13 protein-coding genes are annotated in these 17727 nt (G+C 58.7%); 7 read left to right on the top strand and 6 right to left on the bottom strand.

The features are described 5' to 3' along the window. Nucleotides 1–17 precede the first annotated feature (17 nt). Nucleotides 18–848: a hypothetical protein gene (locus LQK81_RS22595; RefSeq protein WP_230808673.1), complete on the bottom strand. Its 831-nt coding sequence runs from the start codon at nt 846–848 to the stop codon at nt 18–20. Between the two features lie 10 nt (nt 849–858). Then, entirely contained in the window at nt 859–1644 is a 786-nt protein-coding gene (locus LQK81_RS22600) for a hypothetical protein (RefSeq protein ID WP_230808674.1), read from the bottom strand. 500 nt (nt 1645–2144) lie between these two features. Between LQK81_RS22600 and LQK81_RS22605 the strand changes: the two genes are divergently transcribed. From LQK81_RS22605 to LQK81_RS22620, 4 genes are all read left to right on the top strand, one after another. Then, nucleotides 2145–4901, top strand: coding sequence for an AAA family ATPase (locus LQK81_RS22605; RefSeq protein WP_230808675.1), 2757 nt, complete (start codon nt 2145–2147; stop codon nt 4899–4901). A gap of 282 nt (nt 4902–5183) precedes the next feature. After that, a complete protein-coding gene (locus LQK81_RS22610; protein ID WP_230808676.1) occupies nt 5184–6212 on the top strand; it encodes a hypothetical protein in 1029 nt (342 codons plus the stop codon). 637 nt (nt 6213–6849) lie between these two features. Beyond that, entirely contained in the window at nt 6850–7830 is a 981-nt protein-coding gene (locus tag LQK81_RS22615; protein WP_230808677.1) for a 3'-5' exonuclease, read from the top strand. A 170-nt stretch (nt 7831–8000) separates the two neighbouring features. Then, nucleotides 8001–8147: a DUF1127 domain-containing protein gene (locus tag LQK81_RS22620; RefSeq protein ID WP_003551724.1), complete on the top strand. Its 147-nt coding sequence runs from the start codon at nt 8001–8003 to the stop codon at nt 8145–8147. Nucleotides 8148–8506: 359 nt separating this feature from the next. Here LQK81_RS22620 and dinB read toward each other — a convergent pair whose 3' ends face one another. The 3 genes from dinB to LQK81_RS22635 form a co-directional block, all read right to left on the bottom strand. Next, entirely contained in the window at nt 8507–9589 is a 1083-nt protein-coding gene (dinB, locus tag LQK81_RS22625; RefSeq protein WP_230808708.1) for a DNA polymerase IV, read from the bottom strand. Nucleotides 9590–9666: 77 nt separating this feature from the next. After that, complete coding sequence (locus LQK81_RS22630; protein WP_230808678.1) at nt 9667–10344, bottom strand: SOS response-associated peptidase; 678 nt, start codon at nt 10342–10344, stop codon at nt 9667–9669. Nucleotides 10345–10426: 82 nt separating this feature from the next. After that, on the bottom strand, nt 10427–10687 hold the full coding sequence (locus LQK81_RS22635) for a hypothetical protein (protein ID WP_230808679.1): 261 nt from the start codon (nt 10685–10687) through the stop codon (nt 10427–10429). A gap of 207 nt (nt 10688–10894) precedes the next feature. Here LQK81_RS22635 and LQK81_RS22640 point away from each other — a divergent pair, with 207 nt between their 5' ends. The 3 genes from LQK81_RS22640 to LQK81_RS22650 are packed head-to-tail and all read left to right on the top strand — an operon-like array spanning nt 10895 to nt 16345. Beyond that, nucleotides 10895–11650 (top strand): ImuA family protein, encoded by a 756-nt coding sequence (locus LQK81_RS22640; RefSeq protein ID WP_230808680.1) that lies wholly within the window; start codon nt 10895–10897, stop codon nt 11648–11650. Beyond that, nucleotides 11571–13082 (top strand): Y-family DNA polymerase, encoded by a 1512-nt coding sequence (locus tag LQK81_RS22645; RefSeq protein WP_230808681.1) that lies wholly within the window; start codon nt 11571–11573, stop codon nt 13080–13082. The genes LQK81_RS22640 and LQK81_RS22645 overlap by 80 nt, the downstream gene beginning before the upstream one ends. Beyond that, nucleotides 13082–16345 (top strand): error-prone DNA polymerase, encoded by a 3264-nt coding sequence (locus LQK81_RS22650; RefSeq protein WP_230808682.1) that lies wholly within the window; start codon nt 13082–13084, stop codon nt 16343–16345. The genes LQK81_RS22645 and LQK81_RS22650 overlap by 1 nt, the downstream gene beginning before the upstream one ends. Before the next feature lie 40 nt (nt 16346–16385). Here the strand turns inward: LQK81_RS22650 and LQK81_RS22655 are convergent, their stop codons facing one another. Continuing rightward, nucleotides 16386–17237 (bottom strand): DUF3800 domain-containing protein, encoded by an 852-nt coding sequence (locus LQK81_RS22655; RefSeq protein ID WP_230808683.1) that lies wholly within the window; start codon nt 17235–17237, stop codon nt 16386–16388. Nucleotides 17238–17727: the final 490 nt, after the last annotated feature.

Raw genomic sequence — 17727 nt, forward strand, 5'->3', positions numbered from 1 at the left:
GCATGTGCGGCAGGAGTTCAATCCGCGCTGTGAATGTCGCGAAAACTTGTGATTGCTGCGACGAGATTGGCATGAACCCAGCCGGCCTTCTCGTCACCAGTGAAAAGTCCGTCGAAGTACGTGGCATACACAGCGAAACCGAGATCGATGAGGTCATTGCTCATTCGATCCATGCGCACCACCACTTGACTACCGCCCCGGATCCACCAGAGCAGATTGATCACTATGCCCAACGCATACCGAAAGAGATAGGCCCGGCATACGACGGTTTCGTCGAGGCCCTCCCACTCGATTTCATAATGGTCTGCCAAAGTTTCCCAAATCTGCAGCGCGGCGCCGAAGATGGTGAGGATCATCTGTTCGGTGTACTTGCCGGCCGTCCTGATAATCCGAATCTCCTTATGATTGAACATTTGCTCCTGCATCTCAGGAAAAGACACGGCGATGTCCGTCGCGCCGTCGATCAACGAAGGTTGCAGTGTTCGTGCCCAGTCCCATAACGAGGTCAATCGAGCCGCCGCCAGATCGCCCATTGGTTCGTCAGATCTTACAAGGCGAACAAGTTCGCCGATCTCGCCTTCATGTCCGTTGAAGACCAGTCGGTTCAGATCCTCAGCGACCGCCGGATCCAAGCGCGATATATGGCCGCCGGACCGAAGGAGGATCACCTGCTCAGGATGATCGCCGACGACAGATAGCCCCAATCTCAGCCCTTCCAAGGATTGCTGCTTGTAGAGTTCGTACCACGCGAAATCCGGGAGTATAGCCAGATTGCCGCTTTCTTCCGTAAAGTAGCGGCGGAGTTCGTCCGACTGCAGCATATTGCTGTCGATCACGTAGGCTTTCATTACCATCTCGTTAAGCGCGTGCTAATGTCTCGCGCTCCCAGCGCGTCTCGGTAGCGAGATACTCCCATACGACAGTCTTCACCGTCACGGCATCGGACCAGTCTATAGAATAGCGGTAGCGACCCGGCTCGACCGTAATCCAGCCGCCGACCATCGCTTCCTCGTCGAGCAGTTGGACGGACATGCGACTTCCGACTTCTGGCCAGACTGAGAGTTCTGTACCGGTACCGACAGCCTCGAAGGCGTCACGCTGCTCTCGACTCAACTGCTCCAGCGGTAGGAATGCCACGTGATCAGGCGCGTCGAGCAGCGGCTCGCCGATCTCGTGATAGGCGTGGCCCCGAGCGTTCTTTACAATGACGCGCCGTATCTTGTTGGTGTCGGGAAAGAGGGTGAACGGCTCGAGGTTTTCGAACAAAAGAAGCTGTCCGTCCGGCCTTCTCTTCAGGGATCGGACTACGTGCCGGTTGCTCCGCAGAATAGTCGCCGCTTCGGGATATTTCGTCGGATCGGGGTAGAGGCTTCCAGCCATAACCGCGTGAAGCACGCAGAGAAAGTAGTTCTCGTCTGGTGAGAAGCTGGAATTGCAGCGCCTACAGACGATAACCTGTGGCAGATAATCCATTTGATCCCCGGCGCCGCTGTCATAGTCAGCGCCTCGTTTTTGGAGTGTCTTCGTCAGGAGCGACTTGGTCGGAACATGGTCGCGATTGCTTTCGATGTCGGCAATTACCGCGCCACAATGGATGCACCACGCCTTCAGCCGATCGTCAGTGAAATCCTCAATTTCTCGCACCCGGCGGATCCTTCGTTGTCTGTCTTCAGGGTGGGCGATCACTTGAACGAAGGCAAGGGCCCTCGTAAAAACCGAATGCTGCGAACCCCTTTCGGCGCATAATCAGTCACTCAATTAAGGTCGAGCCGATTGTGCCATTGATTAATTAGCGGCGAAGGACCTTTGTAATAACAAGGCCGCAGATTCAAATCCCTTCACATCAACCGATCTGATTTCGTAAGGTGTGGTCTGCAGTTCAAAGAAACATCGAAGCGAAGTGCGGGTACCGGCGTCTTTGCGCCTCCTTCGCGGACCTTCAGCTAGACTCTGCCATCACCAAGAAGCGGCCGGCTCGTACTTTGCGACGCTGACCGCGTGGCACTCACCGGTTCTGGCATCTTGGGGGCTGCTGGCGGAGGCTTATTACCGCCGCGCGACTCACCCCGATCAAACCTGCGACACTTGTGCCCATGAAGTCCTCACGTCATGATTGAGGTGGGCAGAAATGGGGGGTGTCTATTATGGCTGTACAGGCAGCGGCCTTCGCATTCGACGAGAATGCAAGTCTCGATGACAATCTATCCGCGTTCGGAAACTATATCGACCAGATGGACGCCGTGCTGGGAGCGGATATGCGAAAGCAATTTTCGGCGCTTCTCGAGGGGAGGTACAAGGCGGATGAAGTCTGGGATCGGTTGTTCGAGATTTGCACCGCGCCGCCCACCGAGGACAAAAACACAAGCGAGGCAGAGGTCGTGGCAGCGCCCGCCAACGCGGCTATCGCCCAACCATTGGCCGCGCCCTTGCCGCCAGTGACCGGCTGGTTACTTGAAGGCGTTTCGATCGAGGGCTTCAGAGGCGTGAACAATGAGGGGCACCCCCTTGAGCTCAAACTGCAGCCCACCAAGGTCAGCAGTATCTCTGCGGTGAACGGGGTCGGCAAGACATCCGTTTACGACGCTGTGCGTTACGCGATCACCGGAAAGCTACCCTGGCTAGATGAACTCCCAGCCGCCGAGCGGGACAAAGACTACTACCAGAATCGATTCCACTCGACCGGTCAGTCCACTATAAAGCTCCTGCTCGTCGCCGAACCCGGCGGAGAAAGATGCACGATCACCGTCAGCCGGACCACGCTGGGCCTTCGCTCGGTCGCAGCCACTCCGCCATGGGATGCCAGCGCGATTCTGACCGCGCTCAATCGCGAGTTCGTATTCCTCGATGGACCGACATTTCAGAAGTTCATCACTGCGGCGCCACTCGTACGCGGACGTACCTTTTCCGGGTTGCTGGGGCTATCGGCATACAGCGACCTTCGCCAGGCTCTCGCGGGTCTAGTGAATACGCGCGCGTTCAACAATCACTTCAGCGTTGCCGCCCATGCACAAAACAAGACGCGCGAGGAGCGGACCGCCGGTGAGCTGTCAGCAGCAATTGCCAAGGACTACGAGATTCTAGTTGGCGCGGCCATTGGAGAGTTGAATGCAACGGCGGCGAAAGAGAAGTGCCAGGACGCGCTGGCCCAGATCGCGCCGCTGAAACCTGTCTGTGAAGGAAAAGCATTCGGAGCCATCGACATCGACGCCTGCATCGAGGCGATCAAGGATGCCGAGGGCGGGCCGAAACGCGAGCGCCTTGGCACCTGCATCCGAGAGCGTGGTGATCTCGCTAAAGTTAATCATGAGGCTCCAACTGCGGAGCGGGCCGCGCAACTGACCACGCTTGCCGCCGAGCGGGAGGACGCGCTGGCAAGGACCGCCGGCGATCTGATGCTCCAGCTTTATCAGGCAGGCTCGAAGGTTGTGGAAACCGAACAGTGGGAGGATCCGCATCTTTGCCCGCTTTGCGATGGGACGGGAACTCACAGCCTGCGGGACCACATTGCCTCCAAGCTCTCCGAGTTCGAGGCCTTGGATAAGGCGGCTACGGCGCTGGCGACGGAATGGAGCGAGTCCGGGTGGACTGAGCTTCTTCAACTGGAATCCACGATGGAGCCCACCGCCGAAAAACGCCTGCTCGCCGCCCGGCATACCCGAGCCGCCGCTGGCTCGATCACCAAGGCGGAAGCCGAGGCGTTGGTGGAACATCTTGCGGCGCTGCGCGCCAAGGCTGGCGAGATCGATGCGCAGTTGGCAGCAGAGCAGGCCCATCTCGAGAAAGAATTGCCGCCGTCGTCGGTCGAGGTGACCAAGAAAGTGGAGACCGCGCGGCGGTTGCAGGATAGCTGGAATAAGCTCGAGCGATCCCGGAATGTGATTGCGGAAGAAGCCGCAAGAGACGCCTGTGTCGATCGGGTTCGTGACTTTCTTGTTGATGCATCCAAGACCTTCGCGACGGCGGAGGCAGGTATGAGCAAGGCGCGCCTTGCTAGAGTCGAGCCCGTCTTCAAGGACTATTTCAAGAAGATGTCGTTTCACGGCGTCGAGCCGGGGGTTTCCAAGAAGGCAGATAGCGAGGAACTGCGCATCGGCCTTACCCAATTCTACGGGCTAACGAACGTCTCACCTCAGGCGCTTCTCTCCGAGAGCTTCCGCAACGCCTTCGCGATCTCGCTCTATCTGGCGGCCGCGTCTCTCTACGGCGGACTGCCGAAATTCGTGGTTCTCGATGATGTGACGTCCAGCTTCGACGCCGGGCACCAGCACTTTCTCGTTGAACTCATCAGAACCACCTTCGCGAGGCCTGGAAACGCGACAGGACCGCAGGTGATCCTGTTGAGCCACGACACGATGCTCGAAAAGCTGTTCAACAAGCACAGCGGTTCGGGAACGTGGTGGCACCAGCGCCTCGAAGGATCGCCGCAGGTTGCCGTCCTGCCGCAGGCTGGAGCGGTCAACAAGGTGCGCGACCGCACCATTTCGATGCTTCAAGCCGGTCAGGTCGACTCCGCAAAGGAAGGCGTGCGGCAGTATTTGGAATATCGATTGAGCGATCTTATCAGCAAGCTTCGGATCCCGGTGCCGGTGGACATCGCCTTCAACGACGACAAGCAATTGTCGAGTGAATTCCTCAAGGCCATTGAGGCGGCCGTCAAACTGCACAAGGCCGGCAACAGCCTCGAACTCGACGCGGCCCAGCAAGCCGGTTTGAACACCAATATGGTGACGATCGTTGGAAACTTCCTAAGCCATTGGGGCACCGGCCAGGCAGCGGCATTCTCCGGCCCATCCCTGCTCGGCGTAATGCAGGCGATCGATGACTATTGCGATTGCTTCACCTTCGAGCCCACGCCTGGCTCGGCCAGGATTTACTACAAGTCACTATCGCAACGACAGTAGACACGCTTCTGCCACCGCTGATTGCCGATGCTTATCGCGTTCATGAGTCTACACAGGCGGTGTTTCTGCACGCCCGACAAGCTTTGCCTGCTCATACCGATCCGGTCTCATGCGGCCCCCGCCTAGTCTAAACGGCAGCTAAAACTTTACAGTGGGCCATCGAACGGCAATTTGGGTTGATTGTGTCTGGCAACAAGGTGAGGTCTCACTCCATTGTGCGGAGAAATTAGGACTAACGTCTTCGCCTCGTTTCTTACTTCTTTCAAACACTGGAGGCTAGGTTTGAACCAGGATCAGAAAAGCGTAGCCGATCAAGATATTTCAGATATTTCGAAAATTCTCGCCGACCGGTATCGTGCCGGCGTCGATGGCCGAACCCATTGGCTGACCTATCACCTTAACAAAGCTCGCGTAACGGATTTTGGCGAAGCGCTCATGTGCGCTTTGGCTTCCTGCGAGTATCGATTACCTGGTTTGGGCGAACGCCTTGTCGATGAGCTGATCGGTACGGGGTACACCCCTGCGGCGCAGAACCCTGGGGCATGGAGAGCGGGCTTCCAGCAACTGCTGCAGAAGTTCGCCGAAATCTTGGTGCTTAGGGTGTTGCTCGAAGCACCTTGGCCCGCAGGCGCACAATTCCAGCATGAACCAGCCAATCCCACCACCGGTCGTCGGCCAGAACTCGCCGTTGAACTCGCAGAGCGTGTCTATCTATTCGAGGTCAAATGCCCCTCCCTCGTCGATCATCAGGCAGCACGGGGAGCGAATCCGCGACAGATCCCCGCCCGTTCCAAACTGGGAGATACCCTTCGCGCGAACCCGAACCCGAACGAGCCCGTCACTTGGCCGCGTGACAACGTCCTGAAGGATTTTCTCGAAAGCGCCGATGACAAGTTCTCGGGCTTCTCCGCAAAGGAGACGATTGGTGTGCTCGTCGTTTTCTGGGACGCCTATATGTATGAACCCATTTCGGCTCTAACCTACCCGCAATCAGGTCTACTGACCGAGCACTCCTTTTATCAGTTTAATAGTGTGCGTGTTCCGTTCGATTCTGTCGACGGGGTGATCATCATGAATCATCTCGCAGTGCTCCATGCCGGCGCGCAGGAGCGGGGTCACGCGCACAGGCCTGGCTTTTTTCGGCTCGATCATGTTAATGGAGGCCTGCCGAACGTCTGGTGTCAGAATATCGGCGGCACGCAGCTCGATGCTTTCCTGATGGAAGCGCTCGACGCCATTCCCATTGAAGACGCTAAGCAGGTTGATTATCAGCCTCACGAGTTCATTGTGTGGATCAACCTACCCGATTGATCGAAGGAATCCCCACGGGCCATTATCTTCCACTAGCAGGGGTCGCCTTAGACTCGCGTACCCTAGTCGCGATCCTACCCACGTTGCGAACGTCTATAATGGGGCAGTTGAACGAACGTCGGCTTTCCCAGTTTCCGGACCAGAACCGGACAGTTCGCTCACGGCCCGATATAAGCCATTCCCGAGGGCAAGTAGTTGCCCCTATACTGAAATTCAGCGCGAACTTATCGGCCAAATAACGGGGTCGGCGGTTCGTATCCGTTCAAGGCGTTCACATCTAACGCGCCGAAAGCGCCACTGCGGCGGTCGCTGGTTTAAGAGTGGCCCCGCGCGCCGGGGGCTGTCGGTCCCGGTTCCCGGCCTTTTGCCGGCGCTATGCTGAACCTCCTGCGGCAACCCTTTTAACCGGTCTTGCGGGAGGCGAACGGCTTTTGCGGTTCCCGCTACAGCTGGTATGCCCATTCACATCTTGGGCGCTGCTGCCCGACGACCCAAGAGCTGCCACTGCGTGAAACCGCTCGATTCTAAGCCTTGGTCGCCAGGTTGGCGGAAATCGCACACCCACCAACACGGTTGATCTGCCGATCATGCCGTGTTTTGAAGGTGGCACATTGGCGCCGGGGATTTGACAACAGGAATGGCAGAACAGTTCGATATGTTTTCGGAAGAGGCTTCGCGCGATCGGGTGATCACGCGTGCCGCCTCCGGCGTCGTCAAGCTCGAACAACCTACCATCCCCATGAATGAAGAGGACATGGTTCGGTATCTGTCGGAGACAGGTCGATATCGGATCTTGCGGCAACTCGTGCCGCGCGCAATCGCGCCATTCCCACGCCCGGAGTACTCCCTCAAGGGCATCATTCTCGATACCGAGACCACGGGCCTCAATGCGCGCAAGGATGAGATCGTCGAGATTGGCGTGATCGCTTTCACGTTCGATGCCAAAGGAAACATGGGTGACGTCACCGGGATATACGGTGGACTTCAGCAGCCGAGCGTTTCGATTCCTTCCGACATCACCAAGCTCACCGGCATCACCGACGAGATGGTGGCCGGACAATCGATCGATATGGCTGCTTTAAAGTCGCTGATCGAACCAGCGGATCTGGTGATCGCCCACAATGCCGGTTTCGACCGGCCATTCTGTGAGGCATTTTCTCAGCTGTTTTCTGGCAAGGCCTGGGCGTGCTCCAACTCCGAGATCGACTGGTCGTCGCGTGGCTATGAAGGGACCAAGCTCGGCTACCTGATCGGGCAGACGGGCTACTTCCATGACGGTCATCGCGCGGTCGACGACTGTTTCGCGCTCCTGGAGGTCCTCGCCCGAGAGGCTGGTGGATCGGCTTCCACCGCGTTCGCGGAACTCTACGAAGCAAGCCAACGGTCGCGTGTCCGGATATTCGCGGAAAACAGCCCCTTCGACATGAAGGATCATTTGAAGGGGCGAGGCTATCGCTGGTGTGACGGAAGCGATGGCCGCCCGAAGTCCTGGTGGATCGAGGTGGGCGAGGAAGCGCTCGATGATGAGCTTCGCTATCTCAGGGCCGAAATCTACCGCTATCCAGACGCCGATCCTCCAATCAAACGCCTCACCGCCTTCGACCGGTTCCGGGCCTGATAGCCCCCTTCAGCTCATCTCTGATTGGACCCATGCCTTGAGCGCATGGCCGACCTGAGACCTTGTGTCTTATCGATGAGCGCCCAAGAGCCTATATTCCAACCATCGAAACGACGTCGGAACTGAAGCAAGGTTGCTGGCGTCAAGAGACCTCACGAAAGGGGATCATCATGAACGTAGCACGCTCTTTCAATAACTGGCGCAAGTATCGTCAGACCGTTACCGAACTCGGCCGCATGAGCTCGCGCGAACTGCAGGACCTCGGTATCAATCGCGCCGACATCCACAGCGTCGCTCGCCAGTCGGTCGCTCGTTAAGCGACTTTTTCCTGCCCATGCCTATTGAATCTACGCCCGCTGATGACGCGGGCGTTTCTGTATCTGGCCTGGCACGAAGCACTGAGTTAGGGGGTACTTTTGCCAGGAAGATGACGAGCATTTTCGCATAGCTGCACTGCAGCAAAGTCTATTTAATGTGCGGCGAGAATGGGTATCTTGGTTTCATCGAAGCGATGCACCTCCTCCCGCAGAGCTTCGAATTCAGACGGCCCACTCCTCCTCCCAGGGGCGTCTGTCGGAACGGCGGCACTCCTCCTCCCAGTCGCTGTTCGGTTCTTTTCGAAAAGCCTGCCGCACCTCCTCCCGCGGCAGGCTTTTTCGTTTTCAGGACCGCCGTCTCAGAGTTCGAGAGCGAGCTGCGGTTCCTGGCCGCTCTCTTCGGTGTTCAGCGATGACAAGGTGATCCCAAGCAGCCGCACCGGATGTTTGAACGGGAACACCGAGGCGAGCAGGGTCTCTGCTATCTCCAGGATCATCTCGATGTCCGAAACGGACCCTGACACTGTTCTGCTGCGTGTCGCCTGACTGAAATCCGAATATTTGATTTTGACGGTGATCGTCTTTCCCGTGATGTCATGGGCCTCGCAATAGCGCCAGACCTTCTCGGCCAATGGCCGCAACTCGGCTTTGGCAAGATCGAGATTGCCGATGTCCTCAACGAACGTGTCTTCGGCGCCAACAGACTTTCGAATGCGATCGGGTCTCACCCGGCGTTCATCGATCCCACGGGCAATGCCGTAAAAATACGGGCCGGACTTGCCGAAGTGCTGCTGAAGGAAGGCCAGTGATTTCGATTTGAGATCGAGCCCCGTCTCGATTCCATGCCGTTTCATCCGCTCGGCCGTCGCCGGCCCCACGCCATGGAATTTCTTGACGGGGAGGGCCTCGACAAAACCCGGGCCGTTCTTTGGCGTGATGACGGCCTGGCCGTTTGGCTTGTTCAGGTCGCTCGCCATTTTGGCCAGGAACTTGTTGTAGGAAATGCCCGCCGACGCATTGAGGCCGGTGACCGCCTTGATCTTCGCACGGATCTCCAGCGCAATCTCGGTGGCGATCTCCATGCCCTTCAAATTCTCGGTGACATCGAGATAGGCCTCATCCAGTGACAGCGGCTCGATCAAAGGTGTGTACTCGGCAAAGATTTCCCGGATCTGCTGCGAGACCTGCCGATAGACGTCGAAGCGCGGCGGCACAAAAATCAGATCCGGGCATTTGCGCTTGGCGGTGACCGACGGCATGGCCGAATGCACACCAAAGACACGCGCTTCGTAGCTTGCGGCGGCCACAACGCCGCGTGCCGCCGATCCACCGACCGCCAATGGTCGCCCGCGCAGGTCCGGATTGTCGCGCTGCTCGACCGACGCATAAAATGCGTCCATGTCCACATGGATGATTTTGCGCACGGGTTGCACGCCACCCATTCCGTCAGTTTTCAGGCGGTAAACCGGCATTTCGTGAACGGGCATCTGACTGCACTGGTCGTGCTGAGTGCTGGTGATCACAGCAACAGACCTTCTTCGTCCGGCTTCGGTTTGGCCTGTGGCGGCACGATCACCAGCATATTGCCCGGTAGCGGACGTTGTAGGTGGCGGGCTTCATCCCACGGTGCTGTCAGCCAGGTGTCGACCTCTTCCGGCGTGGTCAGAATCGACGGCATAGCCTTTTCATGGATGGGAGAGACGACCTCGTTCGGCGATGTCGTCAGAAATCCGAACAGCTCGTATTCCTGCTCGCCATCCCTGACTTTGCGCACGCCCTTCCACGGCGTCCAGAAGCCGGCGAAAAACATCAGCGGCCGATCTTCGCTGCCCGCGAACCAGGCATTAGGCACCCGTCCGCCCTCAATCTTGCTGGCTGGATCCGGTTCGGCAAAAGACGTGAACGGAACCACGCAGCGGCTGGTTGGTCCGAGCCAGCGCCGCCAGTGCGGCGAACTTACATTGCGGATATTGGTGACGCCCGGATCGTAGTTTTTCACATAAGCTGGCGGCGAGGGCATTCCCCAGGTCGCCCGGGCAATCTCGCGCTGTCCGTCCTCGGCAACGCGGACAATCGGCGCCTGATAACCTGGATAAACATCGAATGAGGCTTCATTCCAGCCGGCTCGATCCCGGAACGCCTTTGTATATTGCAGAACCGCGTCACGCGTGGTCGTCACATTATAGAGATTACACACTACCAGTCCTCCTATCCAATGCGTGTCAAGGCGAAGTTTCCGACTCTTTCGGAATGCAACCAAGCTTTGAGAGCTCCAGCGATCACGTGGGCTTTTGCAGCTCAAGAACTACGGCCGCCTCCAGCAAACAGGGAAATCCCGTCCCGCATCTATCCTGGCCGTCAGAACAATGCATCTTGTCGCAACCCATCGCCATGCGCCGGCGCAGATCCACAAAACGCATGCTGGCGCCGAACTGTTTCACCAAAGCCTTGCGATCAAGCTCACGCTGTTGCCCGCACGGTTTGCATTCGACGGTAATCACCGGTCCCTTGAAATCTCTAAGCGTCAGCAGGTCGGGCATATTTCTATTTTCTCATCTACGATATTTTTCGTCACATTCAGCATCGAATTGAATCTGCTTGATGAATCGATTGAGCAACAGCCGTCTCGTGATGCCGGCTGCAGTCCACCCGATTCTTGCCCGTTGACTCATCGCTGTTTAAAGAACAAAAACAGAACATATCAGCTTTTCTTGGCTATGCAAATGCACTCTTGACGTTGGAAACCGATGCCAATCACTGCCGCCAACCCCGTCATTTCCGAGCTTCAGGACCGCATCCGGCGGCTTGAAGGCGGAGCTGCGCGCAAGGGCGAGGTGCTGTCGTTCGGAATTGCCGAGATCGACGCAAAGCTACCCGGTGGTGGGCTGGCCCGCGGCGCCCTGCATGAGGTGGCCGGTGGTGGCGCCGATGCCGTACATGGCGCGGCCGCCGCTCTGTTTGTCGCCGGAATCGTTGCGCGCACCAAAGGCGACATCCTCTGGTGTCTGACACGGCCGGATCTGTTTGCGCCGGCATTGGCACAGGCGGGCCTTCACCATGATCGGGTGATCTATGTCGAGGCCGACCGGGAAGAGGACGTGCTCACGAATTTCGAAGAAGGACTGCGTTTCGGCGGGCTTGGCGCCGTCGTTGCCGAGCTCGTACGTCTGCCGATGACCGCCTCACGGCGGCTGCAGCTGGCCGCCGAAGCTTCAGGAACGATTGGCATTGCGCTTAGACGATGGAGGCGCCCGACAGAGGCCGCTGATTTCGGGCAGCCGACGGCGGCCACGACACGATGGCGCATCAGCGTCCTGCCTTCCGAACCGCTTCCCGTGCCGGGCATCGGGCGGGCGCGGTGGCTGGCGGAATTGATCAGAGCAAGGGCGGGAGAAGCCGCAGAATTTGAAATAGGTGCCTGCGATGCCACGGGTCGTATCAGTCTTTCTCCCCACGCTCGCGACGGACAGGATCAGGCGCGCCGATCCCAGAATTTCGGCTGAAACACCTGTTGTGGTTGTTTCCCGCAGTGGATCAAAACGCACCGTCTCTGCAATCGACGCTGCGGCCTTCAAGGCCGGCGTCCGCATCGGCATGCCCGCCGCCAAAGCCCAGGCGATGATATCCGGCCTGCACATAGTCGATGCCGATCCGGGCGGCGACGCCTTGGCGATCGAGCGCCTAGCGCTGTGGATGCTGCGCCAATATACGCCGATTGTTGCCGTGGATCTTCCCGACGGGATAGTCATGGACACGGAAGGTGCCGACCATCTGCGCGGCGGCGAATTGCCAATGCTGACCGGTCTGGTCAACGCCTTGCGCGACCGCGGCCTTCAAGCACGTGGCGCCATCGCCGACACCTGGGGCAGCGCCCATGGCATTGCCCGTGCCACGCGGCGCGAGGTGATCATCGTCCCGGTTGGTGAGACCGCCAGAGCCGTCGTCAACTTGCCGATTTCCAGCCTTCGTCTGCCTCCTGACATCATCGGCGGCCTCGCCGTGCTCGGGTTTCGCACCGTCGGCGAACTGTCGGCAACGCCGCGGGCGCCTTTGGCGCTGCGTTTTGGGCCGGAGGTCGGCCGCCGGCTCGATCAGATGTTCGGGCGACTTGCTGAACCGATCGACCCCATTCGCACCGCGGACCTGATCGAGGTGGTCCGGTCGTTCTCCGAGCCGATCGGAGCGGCCGAAACCATCGCCAAATATATTGGCAAGCTGGTGGTCGAACTCTGCGCCGCTTTGGAGACGCGCGGGCAGGGCGTTCGCCGCGCCGATCTGATTGTCTACCGCGTCGACAACACCTTGCAGTCCCTGCGTGCCGGCACGGCAAAGCCGGTGCGCGATATCCCCCATCTGACAAAGCTTCTCTGTTCCAGCATCGAGAGGATCGATCCCGGTTTCGGTATCGAAAAGCTGTCCCTTACTGCTACCATGATCGAGCCGTTCGAAGAAAAGCAGTCGATCTCCTCACTGGTCGAAGAAACCATCGTCGATGTCACACCGCTGCTCGACAGTTTTGGAAATCGCGGCCAACGCATGTACCGGCTGGCGCCGGTTGAAAGCGATGTTCCGGAGCGCAATGTCGGGCGCGTTTCTCCCATTGCCGCAAAACTCGGTCAGGCCTGGCCAACCCGCTGGCCCCGGCCAAGCCGGATGCTGGCGCACCCGGAACGGATCGAGGTGATTGCGCTCACGCCCGACCATCCACCAGCATCCATGACGTGGCGGGGAAAACGCCGGCGCATCAAACGTGGTGACGGGCCGGAACGGGTGTTCGGCGAGTGGTGGGTGCGTTCCTCCGAGATGGAAGCGGTCAGGGACTATTATTCCGTCGAGGACGAGGACGGCAATCGCTTCTGGGTCTATCGCTCCGGCGATGGCGTAGATCCCGCGACCGGAACGGCCAAATGGTTCCTGCACGGGATCTATGGCTGATGCGCTACGCCGAGCTCCAGGTCACCAGTCATTTTTCCTTTTTGCGCGGTGCGTCAGGCTGCGATGAGCTGTTCACTACCGCCAAGGCACTCGGCATCGAGGCACTTGGTATCGTTGATCGCAACAGCCTCGCCGGGATTGTACGCGCCTGGGAAGCGGCGAAGGAAACCGGTGTCCGCCTCGTCGTCGGCTGCAGGCTCGATCTGACGGACGGCATGTCAATACTGGTTTACCCGATAGACCGGGCTGCCTATTCGAGGCTTTGTCGGCTTCTGTCGCTCGGCAAAGAGCGGGGCGGCAAGGGCAATTGCATCCTCGATCTGTCGGATGTCGCCCTTTATGCAGAGGGACTGCTCGCCATCCTGATCCCCGACGAGGCTGATGATGCCTGCGCTGTCCAGCTGCGAAAAGTGAGGGATATCTTTGGCGACCGCGCCTACATGGCACTGACGCTGCGCCGGCGTCCGAACGATCAGCTGCGCCTGCATGGGCTCAACACGCTGGCGATCCGGCACAAGGTTCGGCCTGTTGTTACCAACGACGTGCTGTTTCACGAGCCGGGCAGGCGACAGCTGCAGGATGTCGTCACCTGCATTCGACATCGCACGACCATCGACCAGGCCGGATTCTTGCGTGAACGGCACGCCGATCGCTTTCTAAAACCGCCCGAGGAGATGCACCGGCTGTTCAGCCGCTATCCGGAGGCGCTCGCCCGTACCCGCGAGATTGTCGACCGCTGTCGCTTCGACATGAGCGAGCTGACATACCAATATCCGGAGGAAGCGATCATCCCCGGGCTGACGGCGCAGCAGTCGCTGGAGAAATTTACCTGGGAGGGCGTGCGCGATCGCTACCCCGAGGGTGTTCCGGATGATGTGGTGAAGACCCTCAACCATGAACTCGATCTGATCCGCAAACTCGACTACGCGCCGTATTTCCTGACCGTCTACAGCATCGTCCGCTTTGCGCGATCTCAGGATATTCTCTGCCAGGGTCGGGGAAGTGCTGCCAATTCCGCCGTCTGTTATGTGCTGGGGATCACGGCAATCGATCCGGCCGCCAACGATCTGTTGTTTGAGCGCTTTATTTCGGAAGAGCGCAACGAGCCGCCCGATATCGACGTCGATTTTGAACATGCCAGGCGCGAAGAGGTCATCCAGTGGATCTACAAGACCTACGGCCGGCAGAAGGCTGCCCTCTGCGCGACCGTCACCCGCTACCGCGCCAAGGGCGCCCTTCGCGATGTCGGCAAGGTGCTCGGCCTGCCCGAAGACATGATCACGGCGCTGTCGGCCAGCGTCTGGGGCTGGAGCAAGGAGGGCGTCGGCGAAAAGCAGGTCAGCGAGTTGAATATGAACATGTCCGATCGCCGCCTGCGGCTGACAATCGAGCTGGCGCAGCAGTTGATGGGGGCTCCGCGTCATTTGGGCCAGCACCCCGGCGGTTTCGTCCTGACCAATGACCGCCTCGACGAATTGGTGCCGATCGAGCAGGCCCGCATGGAGGACCGCCAAACGATCGAATGGGACAAGGACGATATCGAGGCGCTCAAGTTCATGAAGGTCGATGTGCTGGCCTTGGGCATGCTGACTTGCATGGCCAAGGGTTTTGCCCTTCTGGAAGAGCACAAGGCAGTGAAGCTGGATCTGGCGACAATCGAGCAGGAAGACCCGGCGACCTATGCGATGATCCGAAAGGCCGACACGCTCGGCACTTTCCAGATCGAGTCCCGCGCGCAGATGTCGATGTTGCCGCGGCTGAAACCCCAGACCTATTATGACCTGGTGATCCAGGTGGCGATCGTTCGTCCCGGTCCGATCCAGGGGGATATGGTCCATCCATACTTGAGACGGCGCGAGGGCAAGGAGGCAGTGGTTTATCCGAAGCCGGAACTGGAGGCCGTGCTTGGCAAGACGCTGGGCGTGCCGCTGTTTCAGGAGAGCGCGATGAAGGTGGCGATCGTCTGTGCCGGTTTTACCGCCGGCGAGGCCGACGCACTCAGACGCTCGATGGCGACGTTCAAGTTCACCGGCGGGGTCAGCAAGTTCAAGGACAAGCTTGTCCAGGGCATGGTGAAAAACGGCTACACTGAAGAGTTTGCCGAAAAGACCTTCTCGCAACTTGAGGGTTTTGGCTCCTATGGCTTTCCGGAGAGCCATGCTGCGTCCTTTGCCCTGATCGCCTACGCCTCCTCCTATATCAAATGCCACTATCCGGATGTGTTCTGTGCCGCCCTCATCAATGCGCAACCGATGGGGTTCTACGCGCCGGCGCAGATTGTTTCGGATGCTCGGGCCCACGGCGTTGCGATCCGGCCGGTCTGCATCAATCGTTCGCGGTGGGATTGCACGCTCGAAGAGATCAGGGGATCCGATGACCATGCCGTGCGGCTCGGTATGCGCTTGGTAAAGGGGCTGCCTGAACAGGATGCGGCAAAAATCGCGGTGGCGCGTGGCGAGGATCCGTTCGTTTCCGTCGACGATCTGTGGCGGCGTGCCGGCGTTTCGTCGGCCTCTCTGGTCAAGCTCGCCGAAGCCGATGCGTTCCGGCCCTCTCTCAAACTTGAAAGACGCGATGCGCTATGGGCGATCAAGGCCTTGCGCGATGAACCGCTTCCACTATTCGCTGCTGCTGCCGATCGTGAGCGGGCGGTGATTGCCGAACAGCAGGAACCGGACGTGACGCTTCGGCAGATGACGGAGGGCGCCAATGTCGTTGAGGACTACGGGCATACGGGTGTCACTCTACGAGCCCATCCGGTCAGTTTCCTGCGGGAGGATCTCGGCCGCCGAAACATCGTCACCTGCGCCGAGGCGACAACGGCTCGTGACGGGCGATGGTTGATGACCGCTGGCCTCGTCCTCGTCCGACAGAAGCCAGGTAGTGCCAAGGGCGTGATGTTCATGACTATCGAGGATGAAACAGGTGTCGCCAACGTTGTCGTCTGGCCAAGCCTGTTCGAAAAGCAGCGTCGCGTCGTGCTCGGATCCTCAATGATGGCGATCAACGGCAAGATCCAGCGCGAGGGCGGCGTCGTGCATCTGGTGGCGCAACGGATGTTCGATCTGACCACAGATCTGGCAAGCCTTGGCGAGCGGGATGGTTTCCGCCTGCCGTCAGGCCGGGGCGATGAGTTTGCCCATGGTTCACCAGGCAGCCCGGATAGCCGCGAGCGGCCGTCTATGGGTGTGAAGTCGAGGGATTTGTTCGTCCCCGATCTCCATATCGACACGCTGAAAGTGAAGAGCAGGAATTTTCACTGAAAAATGCTCAAACCGGGCGTGTCGAGGGAGCGCATGCACCTCAAAAACCGCTTTGATCCTCAGGCGTAGAGACTTGGGATGCGGCGGCAATAGTTTTCGGCGTTGCCTTCGGAAAAGGGTGAGCTGGAACTGGAAGCGAAGCGAGGCGCGCTTCTGTCTCCGGCGAGACGTGACAGCGCAGACCTGAGACTGGCCCGATGCCATACCGGGCAAAGTAAGGCCTTATGAGGTCGTAGCCACGCTGGTCGCCTGACTGAAAGTGACGGAAAATCCAGTAGGCGATCAAATCCGCCATCTGAATCAGGCGCGATGCCTTCGAATCCAGAAAAAGCGGGACTTCAGCAAAGTTGCGAAGTTGGCCGTTGGCATGCCCCACGTGCTTAAACACATGAGAAAGGGTTTGGATTTTCTCCTCATAGTTGCTCTTGTCGAGGATGACCAAGCCGCGCTGGGGGTTCTTTTTCTTATAAAGCGTCTTCAGATAGTCATCAAAACACGAAGCCACCTCTTCGAAGCTCCGAGCCAGAATATCGTTCGGAGAGAAGAGCTTCTTTTCGATGACGCAGGCATAGACCTTCAACTGCAATTGCTTGTCTGCCAGTAGCGACAGGATATCGACGACGGCTTGAACTCTGTCGTTGGGAGGCACACCTTTCCAGGTACCGTTGCCCGAGCGCATTGGGTTTCCATGGAACTCGATTTCTCGAGGATTGGTCGAGCTGAAGCGCGCCGCTACAGGATCTATCTGGGCTTCCAGCCAATGCGTTTGGCGCTCGAATATGCTAAAGCCTGCAAGGACAAAGAAGTCGGAGCTTGGATCATGCGAGTGACCAGACTCGTCGAGATATAGTAGATGCAACGAATCCCCCTGAAACGAAAAAGCGGACCGCATGCGGTCCGCTCCAATTCGGTAAGCCGAGTGAAACAATCGTTCAACGCACCGACGGATCAGCGCTCTCGACTATGCTCAATATATATCGGTTACGCGTCGGCTTTTCAAGAGGCGGCTCCGCATGGCTCACAATCGCAGACGTCCAGCATTTGCGGCCTCACCTCGTCTGTGATCCGCCTCCAGCAGTTATGGGCATCGAGTCTGACCTGATGACCGGATCGAAAAGAAGATAGCATCAGGTACCCGAAGGCTACAAAAAGTTCCGCATCAGCACGATCGTTGTTTGTCGAAGGCAGGTCCATCGAGGCGTCCCAATCCCGCTCTTGATGGATGGCTTCCTGGTCCGGCCCCGGATCTCCGTCGATCAACCCGCTGACGGGGTCCGCTAGCAAGCTGCCGCCGCTTCGGCTTTGCCTTCGCGGTGATCGCGACCGGTTCCGGACACTGACGGGAGCCATCGAGCGGGAATGGCCCGCTCCAAAGATGGAGC

Origin of the sequence: Rhizobium sp. GN54 (genome assembly GCF_021026345.1) — a bacterium.
In the GTDB taxonomy this organism is placed as follows: Bacteria; Pseudomonadota; Alphaproteobacteria; order Rhizobiales; family Rhizobiaceae; genus Mycoplana.